Source organism: Paraburkholderia xenovorans LB400 (genome assembly GCF_000013645.1).
GTDB classification, from domain to species: Bacteria; Pseudomonadota; Gammaproteobacteria; order Burkholderiales; family Burkholderiaceae; genus Paraburkholderia; species Paraburkholderia xenovorans.
In genome coordinates, this window is record NC_007952.1 from 1175920 (window position 1) to 1198033 (window position 22114).

Below are 22114 nucleotides of genomic sequence, written 5' to 3' on the forward strand. Positions count from 1 at the left end.
GCGCAGGCCGGAACTGTGTTTGAATGGATTGGTCGGACGGTTTGACGCAGTCCCTGAAACAGTAACCTGCTTGCGGCTTCAGGCAATGAGGTTGTGCAGGCGCGTGGCGTGCTGGTCCACTGGGTGGAGCGTACCGTCGCGCTAACTGGAGAGTCGACATCATGGTCAACAAGCACCCGCTGCCGGGCAGTGAACGAACCGTGGAACAGGGTTCGAAAGTCGTGGGGCAATGCGATCCGGCGGAGCGGATCGAAGTGTTCGTCATGTTGCGCCGTCAGCAGCAGGCGCAGTTCGACGCGCTGATGAGCAGGATCGAGGCCGGCGATCCTGGCGTCAAGCCGATTTCGCGCGAGGCGCTCGCAAAAGACTACGGCGCCGCGCCGGACGACATCGCCAAGGTCAAGGCCTTTGCCACCCAACACGGCTTGACGGTGGTGCGCGAAGATGCGGCCGCGCGCTCGGTCGTGCTGGGCGGCACGATCGCGCAGTTCCAGAACGCGTTCGCCGTCAAGCTGGAGCATTACGAACATCATACGGCCGGCCAGTTTCGTGGCCGCACCGGCACGATCAGCGTGCCGGACGATCTGCACGGCGTGGTGGAGGCCGTGATGGGCCTCGACAACCGCCCGCAGGCGCGGCCGCACTTCCGCATCCGGCCGCCGTTCCAGCCGGCCCGCGGCCATCAGGTTTCGTTCACTCCGCCGCAACTCGCGTCGCTCTATCATTTTCCGCAAGGAGACGGCGGCGGCGAATGCGTCGGCATCATCGAACTGGGCGGCGGGTATGACACGGCTGATCTCAAGTCGTACTTCGCGAGCCTCGGCGTGGCGTCGCCCACGGTGAAGTCGGTCGGCGTCGATCAGGGCAGCAATCAGCCGAGCGGCGATCCGAACGGGCCGGACGGCGAGGTCACGCTCGACATCGAGATCGTCGGCGCGATCGCGCCCGGCGCGAAGATTGCGGTGTATTTCACGCAGAACAGCGACGCCGGTTTCATCGACGCGGTGAGCCGCGCGGTGCACGACACGACCAACAAGCCAACGGTGATTTCGATCAGTTGGGGCGGGCCGGAGTCCAACTGGACCAGCCAGTCGTTGCAGGCCTTCAATGGCGTGCTGCAGTCGGCGGCGGCGCTCGGTGTGACAGTGTGCGCGGCGTCGGGCGACAGCGGTTCGAGCGACGGCGCGAGCGGCGGCGACCAGGTGGACTTCCCGGCGTCGAGCCCGTATGTACTGGCTTGCGGCGGCACGAACCTCACCGCGTCGGGCACCTCGATCTCGCATGAGGCGGTGTGGAACGACGGCGCGGAAGGCGGGGCGAGCGGTGGCGGGGTGAGCCGTGCCTTTCCGGTGCCGGCATGGCAGAAGGGCTTGTCCGCCACGGCGTCGAGCGGCGGCAAGACGGCGCTCAGCGGGCGCGGCGTGCCGGACGTGGCAGGCGACGCTTCTCCGGTGACCGGCTACAGCGTACTGATCGACGGTACGCAGACGGTGGTCGGCGGCACCAGTGCGGTCGCGCCGCTGTGGGCCGCGCTGATCGCCCGCATCAATGCGGCGAAAGGGCAGCCGGCCGGTTTCATCAATCCGAAGCTGTACAGAACGCCGGGCGTGTGCAACGACATCACGCAAGGCAACAACGGCAGCTTCGCGGCATCGGCGGGCTGGGATGCCTGCACGGGCCTCGGCAGTCCCAATGGTCAGAAGGTGGCGGCCGCACTATAGTCTGCAACACACGCCCCGAAGCAGGTCCGCTTGCAGATTCTGCGGGCCCGCTTTGCGAACGGCGTACAAGACGTGAACGAACCCTTGGAGCGATCATGACGAACACCGAGTCAGCTTCCGTTACTCCGCAGTCGTCGCACAATTCTCACGCTTCGGCCGCAGCGGCTACCGCCGGCACGCCGCACAAAGCCGGCGATCAGCCGTTCTTCGATCCGGTCGCCTACGGCAACGGGCCGGACGATTCCGTCACCGACACGACCGAGACTGCCGCGATCACGCATCATTCGATCACCATCGGCGGCCGCAAGATCAACTACACGGCGACAGCGGGTCATCTCGTCATCGTCGACCCGAGCAGTTCGCAGCCGGAAGCCCGGATGTTCTACGTGGCGTTCACGCAGGACAACCAGAAGGAGGAGGCCCGCCCGGTCACGTTCTTCTACAACGGCGGCCCGGGGTCTTCGTCGGTGTTCGTGCTGCTGGGCTCGTTCGCGCCGCGCCGCATCAAGACTTCGATGCCGAGCTTCACGCCGCCTGCGCCGTATTCGATGGAAGACAATCCGGACAGCCTGCTGGACAAGAGCGATCTCGTCTTCATCAACCCGGTCGGCACCGGCTATTCGGCGGCGATCGCGCCGAAGAAGAACCGCGACTTCTGGGGCGTCGATCAGGACGCCGACTCGATCAAGCAGTTCATCAAGCGCTTTCTGACGAAGAACAACCGCTGGAATTCGCCGAAGTACCTGTTCGGCGAGTCGTACGGCACGGCGCGCAGTTGCGTGCTGGCGTACCGCTTGCACGAAGACGGCGTCGATCTGAACGGCATTACGCTGCAATCGTCGATTCTCGATTACACGCAGTCCGGCAACCCGGTCGGCGCGCTGCCCACGGCGGCCGCGGACGCCTGGTATCACAAGAAGCTCGGCATCGCCCCGCGGCCGACCGATCTCGGCACCTTCGCCGAAGAAGTGGCGCAGTTCGCGCGCACCGACTATCTGGCCGCGCTGCGCAAATTTCCGGCCACGGACGCGGCAACGGTCGAAAAACTCAGCGAGTACACCGGCATCGATAAAACGACGCTGCTTGCCTGGAGTCTGGATATCGCGTCGTATGACAGCCGGGGCAATTCGCTCTTCCTGACTACGCTGCTGAAGTCCAAAGGTCTCGCGCTCGGCGAGTATGACGGCCGGGTGACGGCGATCGGCACGGGCATTGCCGGCAAGATCGACCCGAACTCGGGCGGCAACGACCCGACCATGACGGCGGTCACCGGCGTCTACACGACGATGTGGAACGTGTATCTGAACGAGCAGTTGAAGTACACGTCGAATTCGTCTTTCACCGACCTGAACGATCAGGCCTTCCAGTACTGGGACTTCGGCCACATCGACCCGACGGGCGCGCAGAAGGGCCTCGACGCGAAGGGCAACATTATCCTGTACACGGCAGGCGACCTGGCGGCGGTGATGGCGCTCAATCCGGATCTGAAGGTGTTGTCGGCGAACGGTTTCTTCGACTACGTCACGCCGTTTTATCAGACCGTGCTCGATTTGCAGCAAATGCCGCTGCTGAGCCAGCAGGTGCGGCAGAATCTGTCGGCGCGCTTTTATCCGTCGGGGCATATGGTTTATCTCGACGGCGGGTCGCGCACCGCGCTAAAGGCCGACCTCGCGAAGATGTACGACACGACGGTGTCGGACACGCAGGCGCTGACCCGGATCCGCGCGCTGCAGGCACGGGTGCAGAGGTAGCGGCATATTGACGTAGGCGCGTGGTGTCGCGGGCATCACGCGCGCGATGGTGAACGTCGCGGGATTGGCAGGCGGTCGGCGCCAGGCGGCCCATCCGGATTGGCGGCGCGTGCGTGGTGGGGCCGCCGGTTTCGACAGCTTCTGAAGTCCGCGACATCCACCTGCATGTTGCGGAAATGGCCTCGCGTTGTTACTTATTCATATTGAATGTGTTTTAATTGGTCTGCGAATTGAACTATTGCGCGCCGCCCCCCGGTGCGCCGACGAATGAACGCAGGCATTGCAGACAGGCGTCGCACTCACCACTTCCGCGACCCGACCGGCAGTACACATGAAACGGCTCCGTCGGCGCTGCCCCGCCGGCGCGGCAATGCGCGCCCTCTGCGCGGCGCGCGCATTGCGCTCGGACTCGCACTCGGCTTGGCGGCATTGCTTGCGCTGTGCATGGGCGAAGCCCGCGCACAAGATGCCGCGATGCTCGACGAACGCGTCACACAGCAATCGGTGGGCGAGACGATTTGCCGCCCTGGCTATGCCGACACGGTTGCGCCGCCGTTCGACGAACTGATGGCGCGCAAAGACCGCCTGCTTGCCGCGCGCGGCATCGATGCGGATAACGGCGTTGCCTTTGCGCTCGACCGGCGTGTGCCTATCGTGCTCGGCGGTTCGCCGGACGCACCTTCGAATCTCGATCTCCTGCCGTGGGCGGGCCAGCAGGGCGAGCGCCGCAAGGCGCGCGCGGCGGTCATGCTCAAGCGCTGCGTCTGCGAAGGCAAATTGAGCCTCGCCGAAGCGCAGGCCGCGATTGTCGGCAACTGGTCGGTGGTTTATTCGGGCTTCAGCCAGACTTCTTGCGACGTCAGCCGGCTCGACGTCGCGACCGGCGGTGACAATGGCCGCAGCGGCGGACGCGACAACCCGCCATGAGGATGAAGGCGGCCGGTTGGCACAGCCGGTTCGCCCCGGTCGCGCGCGGTCGTTCATTCGCACGGCTTGCGGTTCGCAAGCCGTGGCCCCATCCCGTTTTCGGAGAATCATCATGATCCATTCACGTCTTGCCGTCATGGCGCTTTCTTTGGGCTGCCTGTTCGGCAGCACCGCCGTGTTCGCCGCGGAGCCGGTACGCTGCGGCAAGGCCGACACGCTGCACATTCGCGGCGACGTGCCGGCGGCAATCAGCTTTGACGTGTATCGTCAGTTGCGACCGTTGAGCGCGCAACGTATTGCGCTGTTCCAGTCGGCCGGCGAGGTGAAACGCCTGCCTGACGGTCTCGCAGTATGCGAAGTTGCCGACGACGGTGTCGACGATCCGTCCGCGGTGCTGGTTCAGTTGCCGCAGGGGAAGAACGCGTGGTGGGTGAGTTCGGCCAATGTGCAAGCGGCGGACTGATCACGACGATCAGCCCGCCTTTTGCGCACGTCCCCCGCAGGATGCCGCAGCCATGCATGAGCGCAGCCCGGTTTTTGCGTCCGGCGTCTACGACGTTCGGCGCGTTTGCCGGGCCAGTACCGGAAAATGAACAGCTGTATTGCTATTTTTGCCGCCGCTTATTCAGGTACAGTGCATTAATGGCGGTTTAGATCTGTTTTTGACACCGCCGTCTCACATCGCTTTTGCTGTCGATCGTGGCTATCCTGAAAACAGGACGAATTTCGCAGGGGAGAATTAAATGGTTGCCTTCTATTTGTCATTGGCCGCTTTGGGCGCCGCCGGCGCCGCATTGATCCACCAACTCGCCGTCGCGCAGGCAAAACAGCGTGCCGCATTGCGTCCGGTGCGCGTGCAGGCCGCTGATCGCGGCACAGGGCGCAACGCGCGCCGAGGGTAGGCTGCATGAACCTGACCGTTCGCAATATCGCGGAGTCGTGCAGCGAGCAGGAAGTGCGGGAATTCCTCAAGCACGAACTCGGGCATTACGCGAAAAACATCGAGGTGGTCGACGCCGGCAAGCCGGGCGCGTACGCCACGGTCGAACTGGACGCCGAAGTGCCCTACGTGGGCGAAGTGATCGCCCGGCAGATTCACGGCAAGCAGTTGGGCGGGCTGACGCTTGACGCCAGCGCCGATCTGTTCACCGACGAACCGCCGGCGTCTCATTGAAGAGGCGCAGTCGCGCGTATCTGCATGTGGCGCGAGACGAGCGTGCCGCGGCGGGCGCATTGCGCGCGCCAACTTCGTGGGCACATTGGCGCATTGCCTGCGCTCCCATCACTTTTTTCAATCTTCGCTTGCCTGCATCGGCCAATCGAACGGCGTGTACGGCAACGCCCGCTTGTGACGCGTGACGTCGTAATAGCGCAGGATAGTCGCGCGCGCCGCATCGCTCACGGCTTTGCCTTCCAGAAAATCATCGATAGCATCGTACGGAATGCCGTAGGCATCCTCGTCGGGCCGTTGCGGACGCAACATTTCGAGGTCGGCTGTCGGAACCTTGTGCGCCAGCTCTTCCGGTGCGCCGAGCGCCTTCGCCACCGCGCGCACGCGACGCTTGTTGAGTCCGGCGAGCGGCAGCACATCCGCGCCGCCATCGCCGAACTTCGTGAAGAAGCCCATCACCGATTCGGCCGCGTGATCCGTGCCGATCACCACGCCGGCCCGCGCACCGGCCACCGCGTATTGCGCGATCATGCGCTGGCGCGCCTTGATATTGCCGTGCACAAAATCCTGGTGAGATTCGTCGTTGAATAGCACGCCGCTCCTGTCCAGCGCGGCGAGCATGGCATCGGCCGCGGGTTTGATGTCGATGGCGAGATTCTGATCCGCGCGAATGAAACGTAATGCCTGTTGCGCGTCGGCTTCGTCTTTCTGTTCACCGTAAGGCAGACGTATTGCAACGAATTGCGCTTCGTAATGTTCGGCGCGCAACTGCTCGACCGCGAGTTGCGCAAGCCGGCCGGCAGTGGTCGAATCCACGCCGCCACTAATCCCGAGCACATACGTTTTCAGGCCGCTGCCGCGCAGATAACTCACGAGAAAAGTTACCCGGCGTTCGATTTCATATTCCGCATCGAATGTGGCGCCGATATGCATTTCTTCAGAAATGCTCGCCTGGCGTGCGGCCGGATCCTGGTGGGTCATGATTTTCCTTACTCCTTGCGCGCCCGCGCGCGGGTCGAACGGCTAAAAAAACGTTGCGCGCGCAACGGCCGTATCAGGCCGGGCAGTGCGCGGGTTGTGATGAGGCAGTTCCTGTTCATGCGCTGCGACGCAGCCGTATTTTGCAGTTTATCGCCGCTAATCGCCTTTAATTGGCCATTGCGCCGCTTTTAATTCGCTGCGCTGATCCGGCCAATATGTCCGATTGTTACGGCTATATGGCTAATCGTCGAATCTTTATCGACAGATCGAGAAGTGCTTAGTAACATCCTCGTTCCGAGAGCGCCGCATAAGCCGGCGAGCAGACAATAATAATCAGGTTTTGCTCAACTACGCGATGAACTACTCCAATTGGCCTGGCCGGTCTGCACTGGACCGTGTGAGCTTCGCGTCGGTGGATCATGCGCGCGATGTGCCGTGTATGTCGTATCCACCTTCCGTGCGGAGCAGCGCGCGCGTATTGCCTTCTTTCCGCCGTCTGGCGGGGGCGCTGCGGCTTGGACTGGGCGCCATTTTTTGTGCGTTGTCCTGCGGCGTGGCGATCGCGGCTTCGGCACCCGTTGCAACCTCCGCGCCAGGCGCGGCGAGTCGTCCGCCGGCGGCCGTCAATGCGTCCGCTGTCGCCGCGCCCGATGCCGCCGGCGTGGTCGACCCGCGTCGCGCGTTCATGCTGCGGGACGTGTTCGCGCAGAGCGTCACACGCAAGCTGAAAGTGCCGGCGGCGGATCAGCGAGCCTATGCCGACCGGCTGCAAGCGGCGCTCGGCGCACACATGCTGGGTGATCTGTCGGGCGAGTATGTGGTGCTGGTCGATCGCAACGCCAACGTGCAGGCGCTTTTCATCTACTTTCGCGCCACGCCGGCCGACACCTGGCAACTGATCGGCGCGTCGCCGGTTTCGACGGGACGGCCGGGCGAGTACGACCACTTCATCACGCCGCTCGGTGTGTTCGAGCATACGCCCGCCAACATGGATTTCCGCTCGGAAGGCACGCTGAACGAAAACCATATTCGCGGCTATGGCAAGCGCGACATGCGGATCTTCGACCTTGGCTGGGCGCAGGGCGAGCGCGGCTGGGGCAAAGGCGGCATGTCGCAGATGCGTTTCCAGATGCACGCCACCGACCCCGACCGGCTCGAACCGCTGCTCGGCATCCGTCATTCGAAGGGCTGCGTGCGGATTCCCGCATCGCTCAATACGTTTCTCGATCACTACGGCATTCTCGACGCCGAATATGCGGCGCTCGTCGAATCCGGTAGATCACTGTGGGTGTTGAAGAGCGATCGGCAGGTGACGCCGTGGGCCGGACGTTACATCGTCGTGGTGGATTCGGAGCGCAAGAGCCGTCCCGCGTGGGCGCCCGCGCCCGGCAGCAAGGCGCGCGCGAATGTGCCGGCCGGCGCGGACACGGCGGACTGATTCTGGTGGACTGATTCGCGGCCGCGTAATTCGGCGTAAATCAGCGTGAATCAGCGTGAGCGCGTCAGCAACACGCCGACCAGCGCCACGGCGAAACCGGCGATCTGCACCGGCAGCAGCGTCTCGCCGAAGCCCGCATAACCTTCGAGCGCGGCGAGCGGCGGAGCGAGAAACATCAACGCGGTCGCACGTGCCGCGTCGCCGCGTCTGACCATCCACACGAGCAGCGTGACGCTGATGCCGGAGAGCATCACGATCCCCCACGCGAGCGACGCCCACAGCGTAGGCGACGCAATCCAGCGATGTTCGCCGAGCGCCAGCACGAACACGCCCGCGACCAGCGCCGCGCCGAAGTTCTGCACCGCGCTCGCGCTGCGGATGTCGGCTTTCGCCAGCGAGGTCTTCTGGTACAGCGTGCCCGCTGTAATCGCGCCGACCGCGGCGATCGAGATCAGCACGACCAGCCAGCCGGGCGCGCTGCCGTGCGGTGCCGGTGCCGCGCTCGACGCCAGCTTCGGTTCGAGCACCAGCACGACGCCGGCGAGACCGAGCGCCATGCCGGCCCAGCCGCGCCGCGACAGCCGTTCGCCGAAGAGCGGCGCCGCGACGGCGGCCGTCGCCAGCGGTTGGAGCGCGCCGAGCAGTGCCATCACGCCCGCGCTCAGGCCCTGGGCGACGGCCCAGTAGCCGGCGCCGAGATACACACCCTGCAATAGCGCGCCCGCCAGCAGATGTTTGCCGATGTCGCGGCCGCCCGGCCATGCGGCGCGTGCAGCCAGCGCGGCCAGCGCGAAGATCAGCGCTGCGCCGCCGAAGCGCGCGAGCAGGAAGAGATTGGGATCAGCGTAAGGCGTGATCGCGCGGGCGACCACGAAACCGGTCGACCACGACACGACGAAGACGGTGGCGATGAAGGAAGCGAGCATCGGGAAAAAGAGTGGGGCGAAAAGGTTCGCAAAGTCGGTCCGCAAAGTCGCCATCCTGCCGGAACAGCGCCATGCGCGTCTTGTTCGAAGCTGCAACCGGCGAGGCGGATCGGCGCGGGGTGGCTCGAACGGCGCAATTCCGCCGTCACCACCGCCGTCACCACATCAGCAGCACAGTCCCTGCGCCGAGCGCGCCGCCGCACACCGCGCACGCCCACAACAGCACGCGCGTGCGCCGGTACTCCCGGCCGATCTCCGCCACGAGCCGCGCATTCTGCTGCGGCGTGCGCGCGCGGTCATGCTCCTGCTGCAGATATCGCACCGCGAGTTGCGGCATGCGCGGCAGCATATGCGCGAGGTGCGGCAACTCGCGGGCGATCCGTTTGATCCAGCCGCGGTGATCGATGTCGCGCCGCGCGATATCCGCCAGCACGCCGCGCGTGATATTCCACGTGTCGACGCCAGGATGCAGCGCGCGCGCCAGCATTTCCGCCTGCTGAAACGAGCGCTGCGCGGTCGCGAGCCGCGCGGGCACCGCGCCTTCGAACGGCTGCACCGCGTGCAGCAGATGATGAAACAGCGAACCCGCCGAACGGTCTTCCGGCTCGGCGGCGAAATGCGCTTCGGCGCGCGTGCGCAATTCGGCTTCGAGCACCTCGGCGCGCGTGTCGTGCGGCACGTGCCCGGCATCGCGATGCATCTCGGCGAGCCGGGCGTAATCCTGGTCGAATAGCGCGGTCGCGCCGTGCACGAAGAACTCGCGTTCGTCCGTCGAGAGGCTCGACATGATCGAAAATTCCGCCAGAACGAGCCGCCCCAGCGTGTCCGGTCCGATGCTCACCCGCACGCGGCGGGCGTCGAGCGTAGCGTGGAAGAAGCCATGCTCGAACGCCTGCTCGGTGACCACTTCGACGATATGCGCGGCGAGCGGCGCGAGTTTGATGTGATGCGCATGGAGACCGGCCAGGTCGCTCGCCGGCAAGGTGCTGACGCGTTGCATCGTCAGCGTGTAGGTGGTGCAAAGGTCCCAGATCACGTCCGGCACGACGATGCGCGCGTCGCCGTCGAAATGATGGCCGGTCTGGCTCAGATTGGCGGCTTCGGCGCGCAGATCGAAGCGGCGCAGGATGTCGTCCGTGAAGCTCTGCGCCTGCGCGCGCAGGTGCAGGCGGCGCGCGGTGCCGGAAAGGTTCTCCAGCCAGCGCGCGACCCAGCGTAGCAGCGCGAGTTCGTCGCCGATCTGCTGCAACTGGTCGGCGCGCACCAGCTTGATCGCCACTTCGTAGTGGCCGTTCACCGGCGCCACCAGCCGTGCAAGATGCGTCTGTTCGGCGAAGCCGCCGCGCACCGGCACCAGATCCACGGCGCTGAACAGCGTGGCGAGCGGCCTGCCGAACGCGCGCGCGAGCGCCTGTTCGGATTCGTGCGGCGGCAGCGGCGCTTCCATGTGGTCGATCGCGTCGATCGCGTCGTGCAGGGTGCCGCTCGCGAGTTCGGGCCGTTCGGCCAGGGTTTGAGCGAATCGTCCCGCCAGCGGCCCGAGCGCCGGCAGCACGCGGTTCAGGCTTTGGCCGCCGCGTCCCGCCGCGTGCAGGCGGCCGGCCAGCCCGATTATCCAGTGCAGTTTGTGATCTGCCGGCGCGGCAAGCCAGAGGAGACGCGCGCCGTAACGCAGCGCGTGGAACAGCAACAGTAGACGGCGAAACAGTGGCGGCATTGGTAGTTCGGTGTGTAGGCCGCGTGGCGTCCGCAGCTATCGGGGGACATTCGCGCGCGGCCTGGGCGTTCAGGTTAGCAGGTAAGGGCGCCGGCAGGAGCATCGCCGCGCGACGCGTAATACAATACGCCGGCCTTCTCCAACCGTGGCGAAACCCAAGCGTGCCGGCTTCCGGCCTTTCATCGATGCTCGCAGAACAACGTCGGCCCCTTGGTTGACGGACATCCGTTGCGAAACCTACGCGCAGGCTTTGTTGGAGGAATTGGACACAGCGGAAAGCCTCGCGGCGCAATTCGAACAGGACATCACGCTCGCCGCGGTACCGGAATTCGTCGCGCTGTTGATGGGGTCGATCGCGCGCGTGCACATTGTCCAGTCCTAGGACACGCTCGACACGCTTAATGGTCGGGCGGCCGCGAGATGATCACGCTGGAGCGCCTCTACATCGCGGCGCGACGCGGCGAACCGGCACGCAATGTGGCGCTGTTGTCACACATGTCGAACCACGCCGCCGCCCGACCCAGCATGGATTCCCGTGACGGAGATGCTCAGCGCGCCGTGGCTGGGCCGAATCCAGCTTGCATTGCAGCTGCATCGACTCGATCGGGCGACCGATCTGCTGGAGTCGGCATTGACTACCGTGCCCGTCCGACCGCTGCTCTTGGTCAAGCTCCACGTGCGCAAGCATTGGCTCAGCACTGGCAAGGGCATTCGAGGCTTGGCCTCCCAAAACTTCAGCGTGCGCGCGAAACAGCACGCGCTGGCGGCTGCTACCGAGCGCTGCTCGACGAAGGCGGGATACTGGATCGGGTGCCGGGCGTGGAGAAGCATTGCGCCGTCCCCCAGTGTGTGGCCGCGCTTCGGTGGTCTTTGTGGATCGCTTTGGCCTGCGAGCATGGAGAAGTCTTCTTCGCAACAATCTTCCGCAAACTGTGCCTGCCTTACGACAGCGGGTTCTGCATATTCGCGGGTTAGTGGCAGGACAATGCACGCTGCCTGATGGTGGCCCCGTTGATCTGGGGAGCGGTGGTTACCAAAACTGTCGGTACTTGCTTCAACTCCGTGCGGATTCAGATATGGCACGTCCTGCCGATTTTCGCAGTTGATATTTCGTCTGAGAAAACCGAAAAAGGATACGTGGGTGAAGCCCGATAACTCCGCCGCGATTAACCGTCACGATTGATCGGTGGCGGAGACTTCAGGGGCTATTGCATTCGCGCTGGACCGCGGGAAGGAGTGCAGCCGGCACGGTACAAGCATGGGCATTTGAGGCAAGGAACGTCATGAAAGCCGCAGGCGGGAAGTGTTCAACGTGCTGCTCTCGATGCCACCGGGCACGGACCGGCAGGCGGTGCGCAAGGCTGCGCGCGCGTTTGCGGCGGAGGAGTTCGGCGACGGCCGGCGGTACGTGTTTGCCGCGCACGATGACGAGGCGCATCCCCATGTGCATATGAGCATTCAGGTACGCGGACCGGACGGAAAGCGGCTCAATCCGCGCAAACAGGACCTGCAGCGCTGGCGTGAGCGGTTCGCGGCTCAGTTGCGTGAGCAGGGTGTTGAAGCCAATGCGACGCGCCGACTCGCCAGGGGCGAGACACGACGCTATCCGAAACAGGCCGTCGTGCATATCACGACCCGAGGTGAAATGCCGCGTTACTGGCGATCGGAGGTGGACGAGCTGACTCGTCGCACCTTGTGGGCCGCGCATGCCGCGCCGCTTGAAACATGGCGGGGCGTGTTGCATGTCATGGAAGGCTCACAGAGCGCGGACGATCGCAGACTGGCAGCGGTGATCACCGACTTCGTGAGGACGATGCCGGTTCAGCAGGACAGACCTGAGATGGATCGCAATAGTCGAGATGTACGGCAACGTGATCTCAAACCCGTTCACGTCCGGGATTTGCGTCACGCACATCGTGGTGAAGCGCAACGGGATCTGTTCCAGAGGACCCCGAGATCGGAGTGGAACGTTGAGCGGAGGAGGCAGGTATGGTGATGCCGATTATTCCGTGGATAGGTGGCAAGCGGCGGCTCGCGGACGTGCTCATTCCGCGCTTTCCTTCGCACAGCTGTTACGTTGAGGTGTTTGCGGGTGCAGCGGCACTCTTCTTCATGCGGCCGCCGGCTGAGGTCGAAGTGTTGAACGATGTGAACGACGAGCTCATCAACTTGTATCGCGTAGTGCAGCACCACCTCGAAGAGTTCGTGAGGCAATTCAAGTGGGCTTTGAGTAGCCGCGAGGTTTTCCGGTGGCTGAGCGAGACGCCACCACACACGCTCACTGACATCCAGCGGGCCGCGCGGTTTTATTACCTGCAGCAGAACTGCTTCGGCGGCCGTGTGGAAGGGCGCACCTTCGGCACGGCCACGACCTCGCCGCCTGGGCTCAATCTTCTACGTATCGAGGAGACGCTGTCCGCGGCACATCTTCGACTCTCGGGCGCGTACATTGAGAAACTCGACTGGCAGACATGCATGGCCCGGTATGACCGGCCTCACATGTGCTTCTACCTCGATCCCCCGTACTACGAGACAGAGGGCTACGGCGTGCCGTTCGAATTCGGCAGTATGAACGCATGGCAGCGGCGCTGAGGGGGCTGCAGGGGCGCGCGATCCTCACGCTCAATGATCATGCGGCATTTCAGGATCTGTTCTCAGGCTTTGAACGGGAGCGTGTTGAACTGCCGTATACAGTTGGCGGTCCTGCCAACACCGCTTTGCGCGGCGAGTTGATCATCTATAGCTGGGACAGAGCGAAGGACCCGGTGGGGTTGTTTTGACAAAGGGGCCCGCCACCCACTGGCCCCCTCCCGTCTCTCCGCGCGGCGTCGGGCCAGCAATGCACAGAGAGAGGCTTCAGCCTCAGCGATCGATGAACAGGCCGGGGCCACCCTTGTATGAGGCGACGACCATGACGACCATCGCGACTAGAAGAAGGGGGAAGCTGCATACGGCCAGCGGAAAGAACAGCGCGAGCTGAAGGGATGATGCAGATCCGTGTCGCGGACGTTTTCATGGAGCAGCCATGCTGTTGCAGCGAGGCCCAAGGCGATGAGAATCAGCCCATCGGACGTGGGAGCGTGCTGCTGGATCGCTTTCGCCCAGAAATACAGACCCCACCAGATCAGGTTGACAGCGATGGCAGTGAGCCAGAACCCGCGCATTGTAAAAAAAGCATGGCCAAAGCGGCGCCGGCAGTGGCGGTTGAACAGCTGGATCCCCTTCGCAACAGCTACGAGAAAAGCGACGATAAGCAAGCGGCGGGCTAGCCAGCATCTATGCAACGAGGCGTCATGGACCGCGTCAACTCTTTGACCCAACGCGTCTGCACGCGTTACGCCCTGAGGGCGGTGGAGTAGCGCTGATCTTCCCGAGCATGAGCGCGTTGGGGATGTGGCAATGATGCCCCGAGCCGGCCCCGGCGATCATGGATGTTCCATATTCGAGACAGGTTCCCGGTTCAGCGCCGAGGGCCCGACCGACGACAGGCCGGTATGATGAACCTGCTGTTGACGTGGTTCGGTGTTGGTTCATGCGAACAGATGCTCCGGCAGGGCAGAATGGGAAAGTGGAACTTGAGCCGTCCCATTCGGCCGCCGATAATTGATTAACCGTAAACAACAGCCTGATCAGTAGCCGCGCGTCGGTTCGAACAAGAACGGAACCGGTTTGCCCTCACGAACGGCGCGGATTGCACTGGCAGCCAATTGCGCACGCGATGCGCGGCTTGCAATCGAAGCGATATGCGGCGTCATGATGATCCGTGGATGGTGCCAGAACGCGTGGCTGGGTGCGAGCGGTTCGACGTCGTGGACGTCGATGATGGCATTCGAAAGGCGATGGGTGTCCAGTGCGTCGAGAAGGGCGTTTTCGACGATATGCGATCCCCTGCCGACATTGATAAGCGACGCGCCCGCAGGCAGTAGCGCGATAGTCTTGCTATTCACGATACCTGCCGTCTCACTGGTGTCGGGAAGCAGGTTGACGAGCACCTGACTTTCGGCAAGGAAACGCGGGAGATCTTCTGGTCCAGCATAGGTCGTCACGCCTTGTACGATTTTGCGGCCTCGGCTCCAGCCTGCGACCCGGAAACCGACGGCGCGCAAGCGAAGCGCCGCGTGCAGGCCTAATCTGCCGAGCCCCATGATGCCGACAGTGGTATCGGCTGCGATCCGTCCGGTGAGACCGGCGAGCCACTGGCCATCGCGCTGGGCGGACATCAGTTCGGGCAACTGGCGTATCAGCGCGAGCGCGGCCATTGCGACAAAGTCTGCCATGCGCTCCGCTGTCTCGGGCGTGACCATTCGCATGATCGGGACGTGCTTTGGCAAATCGGGATCCGCGAGAATGTGATCGACTCCCGCGACAGCGCTGATTATCAGGCGGAGGTGCCTGAACGCGGCCAGCCGGCCGGGGCTGGGTTGCCACACGAGGGCATAGCTGACGGCGTCGGGATCGACATCGGGATCGTCCCAGTCGCGTACGTCCAGTTCAGGCGCCAGCCGGTCGAATTCGCAGCGCCACTCCGTCAAGGCGCCGGATCCGCCGCTTTTGACGACGAGCGTTTCGCAATTTCCCATGGCAGGATCTTTGAGGTTTTGAGGGGCCGCCGCACTCTGCGAGGCGGCACGGCACCTCTGATCTGAACTCGGAAAGGCTCAGGCCGCCGCAGCGTCTTTCATCGCCGTTTCTATCAGCACCAGCGCTTCTTCGAAAACCGCTTCCTCGATCGTGAGCGGAAACAGGAAACGAATCACATTCGAATGGACACCGCACACCAGCAGAATCAAGCCGAGCTCCAGCGCTCGCGCCTGGAATCGCTTTGCGAAGTCCGCATCGGGGATGAGCGTGCCGGGTTCGAAAAATTCCGCTGCAATCATGGCCCCCGGTCCGCGGATTTCCGCGATGTGCGGAAGACTTTCGCGCATCGACGTCAGGTGGCTTTTCAGCCGGTTCCCGAGTTGCGTGGCCCGCTCGCACAGATTCTCGCTTTCGATCACGTCGAGCACGGCAAGCGCGGCGGCCACGGAAAGTGGGTTGCCCGCATAGGTACCGCCGAGACCACCGGGCGCCGCCGCATCCATGACATCGGCACGGCCGATCACGCCGGACAAGGGGAGCCCGCCCGCCAGACTTTTGGCGACGGTCGTGAGATCCGCGGCGACCGCATGGTGCTGCATGGCGAACAGCTTGCCGGTGCGGGCAAAGCCGGTCTGCACCTCGTCGGCGATCAACAGAATGCCGTGCTGGTCACAGATGTCCCGAAGCCCTTTGACGAAGTCGGCCGGAGCTTCGTAGAAGCCGCCTTCTCCCTGCACAGGTTCGAATATGATCGCCGCCACGCGCAGCGGATCGACGTCGGTTTTGAACAGCGCCCGCACCGAATCGAGCGCATTGGTCGTGGTGACCCCATGCAGCGTGTTCGGGTAAGGCGCGTGGTAGACCTCGCCGGGGAACGGGCCGAAGCCGACTTTGTACGGGGCAACCTTGCCGGTCAGCGCCATGCCCATCATGGTGCGCCCGTGAAAGCTGCCGCTGAAGGCGATCACCGCAGCTCGGCCGGTGAACGCTCGCGCAATCTTGATGGCGTTTTCGACTGCTTCGGCACCTGTGCTGAAAAGCGACGCCTTTTTCTGAAAATCGCCCGGTGCAAGCCGGTTCAGTTGTTCGGCGAGTTCGACGTACGACGGGTAGGGTACGACCTGCCAGCAGGTGTGAGTAAAGCGGTCAAGCTGTTCGCGCACGGCAGCCATGACCTTGGGGTGACGATGACCCGTATTGAGCACGGCGATGCCCGCGGCAAAGTCAATATAGCGGCGCCCCTCGACGTCCCAGAGCTCTGCGTTCAGCGCCGTATCGGCGTAAAACGGACACATCACGCCGACTCCGCGGGGAGTCGCATTATTTTTTCGCTGCAACAGTGCTTCGTTTTGCACGGTGAACATTCCTTTCTTTCAGGCAGGTTTGCATAGGGTCGCGCACGGCAGCGACCGGTAAGACGGCACTAGAACTCGCTGTGCGGTATCGCGCGATCAGCGCTTCAGTCGCGATACGAAGTCCTGACGGGTTCGAGTCTGCGCAGGTAGGCCTGCCATTCGCGCTCGAAGGGATCGCGCTCGCTCGCCCCGGACGTCTGTTCCCACACCTCGTATTGCGACGCCGTGCGTTCGCAGACGTCATGCGAGAGATGATGGACAGGCTCGCCAGTCGACTGGATTGCGAGCTGCACACGGCAGGCGCGATCGAGGTTGAACATCAGCAGCATGGCTTCGGCAACCGAGCTGCCGCATGTGAGCAGGCCGTGGTTGCGCAGGATCATCACCTTGGCGCGGGGGCCGAGATCGGCGACAAGACGATCGCGCTCCGCTGCGTCGACGGCGATGCCTTCGAACTCGTGGTATGCGACCCGTCTGTAAAACTGCAGCGCCCACTGGTTGACCGGTTGCAGCCCACACGCCAGAGATGAAATCGCAACACCCGCAGTCGTATGGGTGTGCGCAACGCATGTCGCATCGTGCCGGGCCATGTGGATGGCGCTGTGAATCACGAAGCCCGCCGGATTGACGGTGTAGTCCGAAGGCTCGACGAGGCGGCCCGCGGTATCGACCTTGACGAGCGACGATGCCGTGATTTCCTGGAACAGCAACCCATAGGGATTGATCAGGAACTGATCCCGGGTTCCGGGAACGCGCAAGGAAATGTGCGTATCAATGCTGTCGTCAAGACCGAAATGGGCAAGCAGACGGTAAGCGGCGGCAAGGTCTTCGCGCGCGCGGCGTTCTGCTTCGCGCGCGGCGCCGCCGGTAGCCGCATTATTCGGTGTCATATGAGACTCCTTCGGGTTGGGACGCAGAGGGCCGATATCAGACTGGGCGCGCGGCCAGGCCGCCCATACAGAGATATTTGACTTCCAGATAGTCTTCAATGCCGTACTTTGAACCTTCCCGCCCAAGACCGCTTTCCTTTACGCCGCCAAAGGGCGCTACTTCTGTGGAGATCAGCCCTTCGTTGATGCCGACCATGCCGTATTCGAGCGCCTCGGCCACGCGCCACACTCTGCCGATGTCGCGTCCGTAGAAATAGGAGGCGAGACCGAACTCGGTATCGTTGGCGAGCTGGATCGCTTCTTCCTCGGTTCTGAAGCGGAACACGGGCGCCACGGGGCCGAAGGTCTCTTCGCGGAAGATCTTCATGTCCTTCGAAGCGCCGGTTAGCAACGTGGGTTCAAAATAATTGCCTCCGAGCGCGTGACCCGAGCCTCCCGTCACCACCGTTGCGCCCCTTGCGATGGCGTCATCGACGTGCTCGCGCGCCTTCTCAACCGCTTTGCTGTCGATGAGCGGACCGATCCGTGTGCCGGCATCGAGGCCGTCTCCCACCTTCAGCGCCGCGATCGCCGTGGACAGCTTCTCGACGAAAGCATCGTGGACAGTGTCCTGAACAAGAAAGCGGTTCACGCAGACGCAGGTTTGCCCGGCATTGCGGAACTTGGCCGCGATGGCGCCTACGACGGCTGCGTCGAGATCGGCATCGTCGAATACGATGAAGGGCGCATTGCCGCCCAGTTCCATGGACGTTTTTTTCACCGTGCTGGCGCATTGCTGAAGCAGCAGCTTGCCTATTTCGGTCGAGCCGGTGAAGGAGAGCTTGCGCACTGCCGGGTTCCGGCAGAACTCGTCGCCGATCATCGAGGCCTTTCCTGTCACACAGGACAGCACACCAGCGGGCACGCCGGCACGCTCGGCCAGCACGCACAGCGCCAGCGCGGAGAAGGGAGTCTGGCTCGCGGGCTTGAGGACCATCGTGCAACCGGCGGCGAGTGCGGGGCCGATCTTCCGCGTGAGCATGGCTGCGGGGAAATTCCACGGCGTAATGGCGGCGCACACACCGATTGGCTGTTTCAGCACGACAATGCGCCGGTCGGATGCCGGCGTCGGGATCGTATCGCCGTACACACGCTTCGCTTCCTCGGCGAACCATTCCAGGAACGACGCCGCGTACACGATTTCGCCGCGGCTTTCGGCTAAAGGCTTGCCCTGCTCGCAGGTCATGATGACCGCAAGGTCTTCCTGATGTTGCAGCATCAGTTCGTACCAGCGCCGCAGGATCGCTGCGCGTTCCTTGCCCGTCTTTCCGGACCACGCGGGCAGCGCGCGTTCGGCGGCGTCGATGCAGGTTCGCACATCGGCAAGCGTGGCGCGCGGCACTGTACCGATCTTCAAGCCGTTGGCCGGATTGACGACGTCGATCCGGGCCATCGGATCGGATTCAATCCATTCGCCGGCAATGTAGCATTCCTGACGAAAGAGGGACGGCTCCTGCAAGGACGGCATCGCCGTCGGATGATTCGTCACTTCCTACTCCAGATGAGGTTGAAAAAAATTCTGGGCCAACCGGTCAGCCGCACGGGTCGATAAGGACCGACCAGAGCGAACTGGCGAGCGAACAGTCGATAGTCGAGCCGGTAGTCGTATCGAGGGCGGACACGCTGCCGCGCGCCGGAGCACGGGTTGCATGCAGCAGCGCCGCAAGCTCGGCCACCAGCGACAGGGAGGACCTGCGCCAACCTCCGCGCCGGCCTGTAACCGGGCCGGCAACATTGCCGGCGCGGCCGGTGGGTTCGTTGGGCGCTGTGTTCATGGCGTGTTCCTGACGCGCATAGCCGTTAGAGCACGTCGTCGCGAATGCACGCCTTGAAATGCATCGGCGCGACTTCGCGCAGCGCAGGCCGAGCCTGTGCGCATTCCGCTTTGGCGTAGATGCAGCGCGTGCGGAACACGCAACCGCTCGGCGGTGAAACCGGATCAGCGATATCGCCCTGCAGCACCACCCGCTTGCGCCGGCGATCCGGCCGGTCGTCCGGAACTGCCGAGATCAGCGCTTCCGTGTACGGGTGCTTCGGTGTCTGCGTCACCGCGCGGGCAGGTCCGATCTCCATGATCTGCCCGAGGTAGACGACGGCGATGCGGTCGGACAGATACTCCATCACCGCAAGGTCATGCGAAATGAACAGCATCGCGAGACCGAGCCGCTCTTTCAACTCGTCGAGCAGGCTGACGATCTGGGCCTGAATCGACACGTCGAGCGCGGAAATGGGCTCGTCCGCGACGATGAATTTCGGGTTGACCGCCAGTGCCCGCGCAATCACGATGCGCTGCCGCTGACCGCCGGACAGTGCAGTAGGGCTGCGGTCCTTGTAGTTGGACGGAAGCGAAACCAGATCGAGAAGTTCGTCGACGCGGCGGTCGATTTCGGATTCGGTGCGCAAGATCTTCTGCACCCGCAGCGGCTCCGCGATGACGTCGCGGATCTTCATGCGCGGATTGATCGACGCGAACGGATCCTGAAAAATGATCTGCGCACTGCGGCGGTAGTCGCGCAAGCCGGCGGCATTAAACTTCATCACATTCTTTCCGTCGAATGTAATGTCGCCGTCGGTCGGCTCGACCAGACGCAGCACCGATCGGCCGATCGTCGTTTTGCCCGAGCCGGACTCGCCGGCCAGACCCAGCGTTTCGCCGGATGCGATGTCGAACGATACGTCGTCGACCGCGTGCACGTGTCCGACGAGTTTCGAGAACATGCCTTTGCGAATGTCGTACAGCTTGCGCAGATTGCTGACGCGGATCAGCGGATCGGAGTTCATTTGAGTTGCCCCTCGACTTCCGGTGTGCAATGGACCTGCTGCTCGAGTTCGCGCCATCTGAGGCAGCGTACCTGCCGTTTGCCGTCGTCCGTGGTTTCCAGCGTCGGCGCCGTGACGTCGCAAAGTCCCGCGACGGCGTGCTCGCAACGCGGATGGAATGCGCAGCCGGCAGGCAGTGCCGCAGGATTGGGCGCGCTGCCGCGAATCGGCTGGATACGGTGGCGGGCGTCGCCAAGCCTCGGGCGCGAACGCATCAATGCCTGCGTATAGGGCATCAGCGGCCGGCCGAACAGCTCGGTGATGGGGCCTTCCTCGACGATTTGCCCGGCGTACATGACGAGCGCGCGGTCCGCGATTTCAGCAACCAGCGCGAGGTCGTGCGTAATGAACAGGATCGACATATGAGTGTCCTGCTGCAACCGCTTCAGGCGGTCGACTATCTGCGCCTGCACGGTCACGTCGAGCGCGGTGGTCGGTTCGTCGGCGATCAGCAGCGCGGGATTGCACGACAACGCAATGGCGATCATGACCCGTTGACGCATGCCGCCGGAAAGCTGATGCGGATAACTCTGGAGGCACTTCTGCGGGCTTGGAATACCCAGCATCGAGACCAGCTTCAGGGCTTCATCCGCGCGCTCCGACGCCGACATTTTCCTGTGTACCGAGAGCGCCTCCTGAATCTGCGTGCCGATCGTGAACAGCGGATTGAGCGACGACATCGGTTCCTGAAAAATCATCGCGGCGTCGTTGCCGCGGATCTTCTGCAGTTTGCGCTCGCCCATGCCGACGATATCGACCGTCTGCCCGTCCTTGCGCGCGAGGCGGATGCTTCCGTGCACGCCAGCGCCGTCATCGGAGATCAGGCCCAGCAGCGCCAGGCCGGTCGTCGACTTGCCGCATCCCGATTCACCGACGATTGCGACGATCTCGCCCTTGCGCACCGAGAACGCGATGTCGCGCACCACCTGCACAGACGGGCTTCTTCCAAAAGAAACCGACAGCTGCTCGACTGACAGAACGTCGTTGTCCTTCACGGTAGATGTCATTTGATGCTCGTTCCGATCAGATAGAAGCCGAAAACCGTCGCGGCCACCGCGGCGCCGGGCGCCAGACTCATGCCGGGATTCATTGCCAGATAGTCGAAGCCCGCGCGAACCATCGCACCCCAGTCCGGTGTGGGCGGAGGCATACCGAGGCCGAGAAAGCTCAGGCTCGCAGAGGTGAAAATCGAATAGGCCACGGTGAGGGCGAACTGGGCCGCGACGATACGCATCGTGTTCGGCCATACGTGCTTGAGCATGATCCAGTCGGCCCGCGCGCCGGCTGCTTTCGACGCTTCGACGAACACCGATTCACGCAGTGCGAGCGTCTGGCCGCGGACGAGACGCGCGATGCGGGGCCAACTCACGAAGCCGAGCACCAGCACCAGATTGAATAGCGTCGGGCCGATCATTGCCGTGATGATGAGCGCCAGGATCAGACCGGGCAGCGCGATGAAGATGTCGATCACCTGCGTGGCAAGCAGATCCACTCGGCCGCCGAGGTAACCGGCGCACAGCCCGACTGGAATGCCAATGATGGCCGCCATGACCGCCGCGCCGATGCCGACAATCAGCGAAGACTGGCCGCCGTAGAGCAGGCGGGACAGGATATCGCGGCCGAGCTCGTCGGTGCCGAGCCAGTTCTCGTGGCCGGGCGGGGCGAGAAACATGATGCTGCTGGCGGTCGGATCGTAGGGCGCAATCAGCGGTGCGCACACCGAGACAGCAATCATCACGAGCAGGATCGCAATACCGATCTGCACTTTGGGACGCATGAGAATTTCGCGCACGGGTA

19 protein-coding genes and 2 pseudogenes are annotated in these 22114 nt (G+C 63.5%); 9 read left to right on the plus strand and 12 right to left on the minus strand.

Annotation, left to right across the window (positions count from 1 at the left end; genetic code table 11):
• The first annotated feature begins 161 nt into the window (after window positions 1-161).
• From BXE_RS27210 to BXE_RS27230, 6 genes are all read left to right on the plus strand, one after another.
• Entirely contained in the window at window positions 162-1721 is a 1560-nt protein-coding gene (locus BXE_RS27210; protein WP_011491343.1) for a S53 family peptidase, read from the plus strand.
• A 95-nt stretch (window positions 1722-1816) separates the two neighbouring features.
• Window positions 1817-3472 (plus strand): S10 family peptidase, encoded by a 1656-nt coding sequence (locus tag BXE_RS27215; protein ID WP_011491344.1) that lies wholly within the window; start codon window positions 1817-1819, stop codon window positions 3470-3472.
• 267 nt (window positions 3473-3739) lie between these two features.
• Window positions 3740-4399, plus strand: a complete 660-nt coding sequence (locus BXE_RS27220; RefSeq protein ID WP_011491345.1) for a hypothetical protein — start codon at window positions 3740-3742, stop codon at window positions 4397-4399.
• 112 nt (window positions 4400-4511) lie between these two features.
• Complete coding sequence (locus tag BXE_RS27225) at window positions 4512-4862, plus strand: hypothetical protein (protein ID WP_011491346.1); 351 nt, start codon at window positions 4512-4514, stop codon at window positions 4860-4862.
• A gap of 280 nt (window positions 4863-5142) precedes the next feature.
• Window positions 5143-5301 carry a hypothetical protein gene (locus BXE_RS46670; RefSeq protein WP_167540887.1) on the plus strand — a complete coding sequence of 53 codons (159 nt, stop codon included), beginning with the start codon at window positions 5143-5145 and terminating at the stop codon, window positions 5299-5301.
• 5 nt (window positions 5302-5306) lie between these two features.
• Window positions 5307-5573 carry a hypothetical protein gene (locus BXE_RS27230; RefSeq protein WP_011491347.1) on the plus strand — a complete coding sequence of 89 codons (267 nt, stop codon included), beginning with the start codon at window positions 5307-5309 and terminating at the stop codon, window positions 5571-5573.
• A 117-nt stretch (window positions 5574-5690) separates the two neighbouring features.
• Here BXE_RS27230 and nadE read toward each other — a convergent pair whose 3' ends face one another.
• Window positions 5691-6551, minus strand: a complete 861-nt coding sequence (gene nadE, locus BXE_RS27235; RefSeq protein WP_011491348.1) for an ammonia-dependent NAD(+) synthetase — start codon at window positions 6549-6551, stop codon at window positions 5691-5693.
• Window positions 6552-6990: 439 nt separating this feature from the next.
• On the opposite strand from nadE, the gene BXE_RS27240 reads away from it, so the two are divergent.
• Entirely contained in the window at window positions 6991-7989 is a 999-nt protein-coding gene (locus BXE_RS27240; RefSeq protein ID WP_011491349.1) for a L,D-transpeptidase, read from the plus strand.
• Between the two features lie 50 nt (window positions 7990-8039).
• On the opposite strand, the gene BXE_RS27245 is transcribed toward BXE_RS27240, so the two are convergent.
• Window positions 8040-8915: a DMT family transporter gene (locus tag BXE_RS27245; protein ID WP_040125427.1), complete on the minus strand. Its 876-nt coding sequence runs from the start codon at window positions 8913-8915 to the stop codon at window positions 8040-8042.
• Window positions 8916-9072: 157 nt separating this feature from the next.
• Window positions 9073-10632: an ABC1 kinase family protein gene (locus BXE_RS27250; protein WP_011491351.1), complete on the minus strand. Its 1560-nt coding sequence runs from the start codon at window positions 10630-10632 to the stop codon at window positions 9073-9075.
• A 1288-nt stretch (window positions 10633-11920) separates the two neighbouring features.
• Between BXE_RS27250 and BXE_RS27255 the strand changes: the two are divergent.
• A pseudogene (locus BXE_RS27255) lies at window positions 11921-12606 on the plus strand (relaxase/mobilization nuclease domain-containing protein); the annotation flags it as partial.
• 15 nt (window positions 12607-12621) lie between these two features.
• Window positions 12622-13412: pseudogene (locus BXE_RS27260) on the plus strand (DNA adenine methylase).
• 147 nt (window positions 13413-13559) lie between these two features.
• On the opposite strand, the gene BXE_RS27265 reads toward BXE_RS27260, so the two are convergent.
• The 9 genes from BXE_RS27265 to BXE_RS27305 all read right to left on the minus strand — a co-directional run bounded on the left by BXE_RS27265 (window position 13560) and on the right by BXE_RS27305 (window position 22109).
• Window positions 13560-13889 carry a hypothetical protein gene (locus tag BXE_RS27265; RefSeq protein WP_322787400.1) on the minus strand — a complete coding sequence of 110 codons (330 nt, stop codon included), beginning with the start codon at window positions 13887-13889 and terminating at the stop codon, window positions 13560-13562.
• Between the two features lie 372 nt (window positions 13890-14261).
• On the minus strand, window positions 14262-14936 hold the full coding sequence (locus BXE_RS27270; protein WP_322787399.1) for an NAD(P)-dependent oxidoreductase: 675 nt from the start codon (window positions 14934-14936) through the stop codon (window positions 14262-14264).
• A 354-nt stretch (window positions 14937-15290) separates the two neighbouring features.
• Window positions 15291-16577 carry a 4-aminobutyrate--2-oxoglutarate transaminase gene (gabT, locus tag BXE_RS27275; RefSeq protein ID WP_407668633.1) on the minus strand — a complete coding sequence of 429 codons (1287 nt, stop codon included), beginning with the start codon at window positions 16575-16577 and terminating at the stop codon, window positions 15291-15293.
• Between the two features lie 95 nt (window positions 16578-16672).
• Window positions 16673-17458: a class II aldolase/adducin family protein gene (locus BXE_RS27280; RefSeq protein ID WP_011491357.1), complete on the minus strand. Its 786-nt coding sequence runs from the start codon at window positions 17456-17458 to the stop codon at window positions 16673-16675.
• A 37-nt stretch (window positions 17459-17495) separates the two neighbouring features.
• Window positions 17496-18965 (minus strand): NAD-dependent succinate-semialdehyde dehydrogenase, encoded by a 1470-nt coding sequence (locus BXE_RS27285; RefSeq protein ID WP_040125423.1) that lies wholly within the window; start codon window positions 18963-18965, stop codon window positions 17496-17498.
• A 64-nt stretch (window positions 18966-19029) separates the two neighbouring features.
• Window positions 19030-19272: a hypothetical protein gene (locus BXE_RS27290; RefSeq protein ID WP_011491359.1), complete on the minus strand. Its 243-nt coding sequence runs from the start codon at window positions 19270-19272 to the stop codon at window positions 19030-19032.
• Between the two features lie 25 nt (window positions 19273-19297).
• Window positions 19298-20278: an ABC transporter ATP-binding protein gene (locus BXE_RS27295; RefSeq protein WP_011491360.1), complete on the minus strand. Its 981-nt coding sequence runs from the start codon at window positions 20276-20278 to the stop codon at window positions 19298-19300.
• Window positions 20275-21324, minus strand: coding sequence for an ABC transporter ATP-binding protein (locus tag BXE_RS27300; protein WP_011491361.1), 1050 nt, complete (start codon window positions 21322-21324; stop codon window positions 20275-20277). Before BXE_RS27300 ends, BXE_RS27295 begins: the two co-directional genes overlap by 4 nt.
• On the minus strand, window positions 21321-22109 hold the full coding sequence (locus tag BXE_RS27305) for an ABC transporter permease (protein WP_011491362.1): 789 nt from the start codon (window positions 22107-22109) through the stop codon (window positions 21321-21323). The genes BXE_RS27300 and BXE_RS27305 overlap by 4 nt, the downstream gene beginning before the upstream one ends.
• Window positions 22110-22114: the final 5 nt, after the last annotated feature.

Coding starts and splice junctions, on each gene's coding strand:
- BXE_RS27215 (WP_011491344.1), top strand. CDS start 1,817: ATGACGAACACCGAGTCAGCTTCCGTTACTCCGCAGTCGTCGCACAAT.
- BXE_RS27245 (WP_040125427.1), bottom strand. CDS start 8,915: ATGCTCGCTTCCTTCATCGCCACCGTCTTCGTCGTGTCGTGGTCGACC.
- BXE_RS27270 (WP_322787399.1), bottom strand. CDS start 14,936: ATGGTCACGCCCGAGACAGCGGAGCGCATGGCAGACTTTGTCGCAATG.
- BXE_RS27280 (WP_011491357.1), bottom strand. CDS start 17,458: ATGACACCGAATAATGCGGCTACCGGCGGCGCCGCGCGCGAAGCAGAA.
- BXE_RS27240 (WP_011491349.1), top strand. CDS start 6,991: ATGTCGTATCCACCTTCCGTGCGGAGCAGCGCGCGCGTATTGCCTTCT.
- BXE_RS27220 (WP_011491345.1), top strand. CDS start 3,740: ATGAACGCAGGCATTGCAGACAGGCGTCGCACTCACCACTTCCGCGAC.
- BXE_RS27300 (WP_011491361.1), bottom strand. CDS start 21,324: ATGACATCTACCGTGAAGGACAACGACGTTCTGTCAGTCGAGCAGCTG.
- BXE_RS27225 (WP_011491346.1), top strand. CDS start 4,512: ATGATCCATTCACGTCTTGCCGTCATGGCGCTTTCTTTGGGCTGCCTG.
- BXE_RS27290 (WP_011491359.1), bottom strand. CDS start 19,272: ATGAACACAGCGCCCAACGAACCCACCGGCCGCGCCGGCAATGTTGCC.
- BXE_RS27250 (WP_011491351.1), bottom strand. CDS start 10,632: ATGCCGCCACTGTTTCGCCGTCTACTGTTGCTGTTCCACGCGCTGCGT.
- BXE_RS27285 (WP_040125423.1), bottom strand. CDS start 18,965: ATGCCGTCCTTGCAGGAGCCGTCCCTCTTTCGTCAGGAATGCTACATT.
- BXE_RS46670 (WP_167540887.1), top strand. CDS start 5,143: ATGGTTGCCTTCTATTTGTCATTGGCCGCTTTGGGCGCCGCCGGCGCC.
- BXE_RS27295 (WP_011491360.1), bottom strand. CDS start 20,278: ATGAACTCCGATCCGCTGATCCGCGTCAGCAATCTGCGCAAGCTGTAC.
- gabT (WP_407668633.1), bottom strand. CDS start 16,577: ATGTTCACCGTGCAAAACGAAGCACTGTTGCAGCGAAAAAATAATGCG.
- BXE_RS27210 (WP_011491343.1), top strand. CDS start 162: ATGGTCAACAAGCACCCGCTGCCGGGCAGTGAACGAACCGTGGAACAG.
- BXE_RS27230 (WP_011491347.1), top strand. CDS start 5,307: ATGAACCTGACCGTTCGCAATATCGCGGAGTCGTGCAGCGAGCAGGAA.
- nadE (WP_011491348.1), bottom strand. CDS start 6,551: ATGACCCACCAGGATCCGGCCGCACGCCAGGCGAGCATTTCTGAAGAA.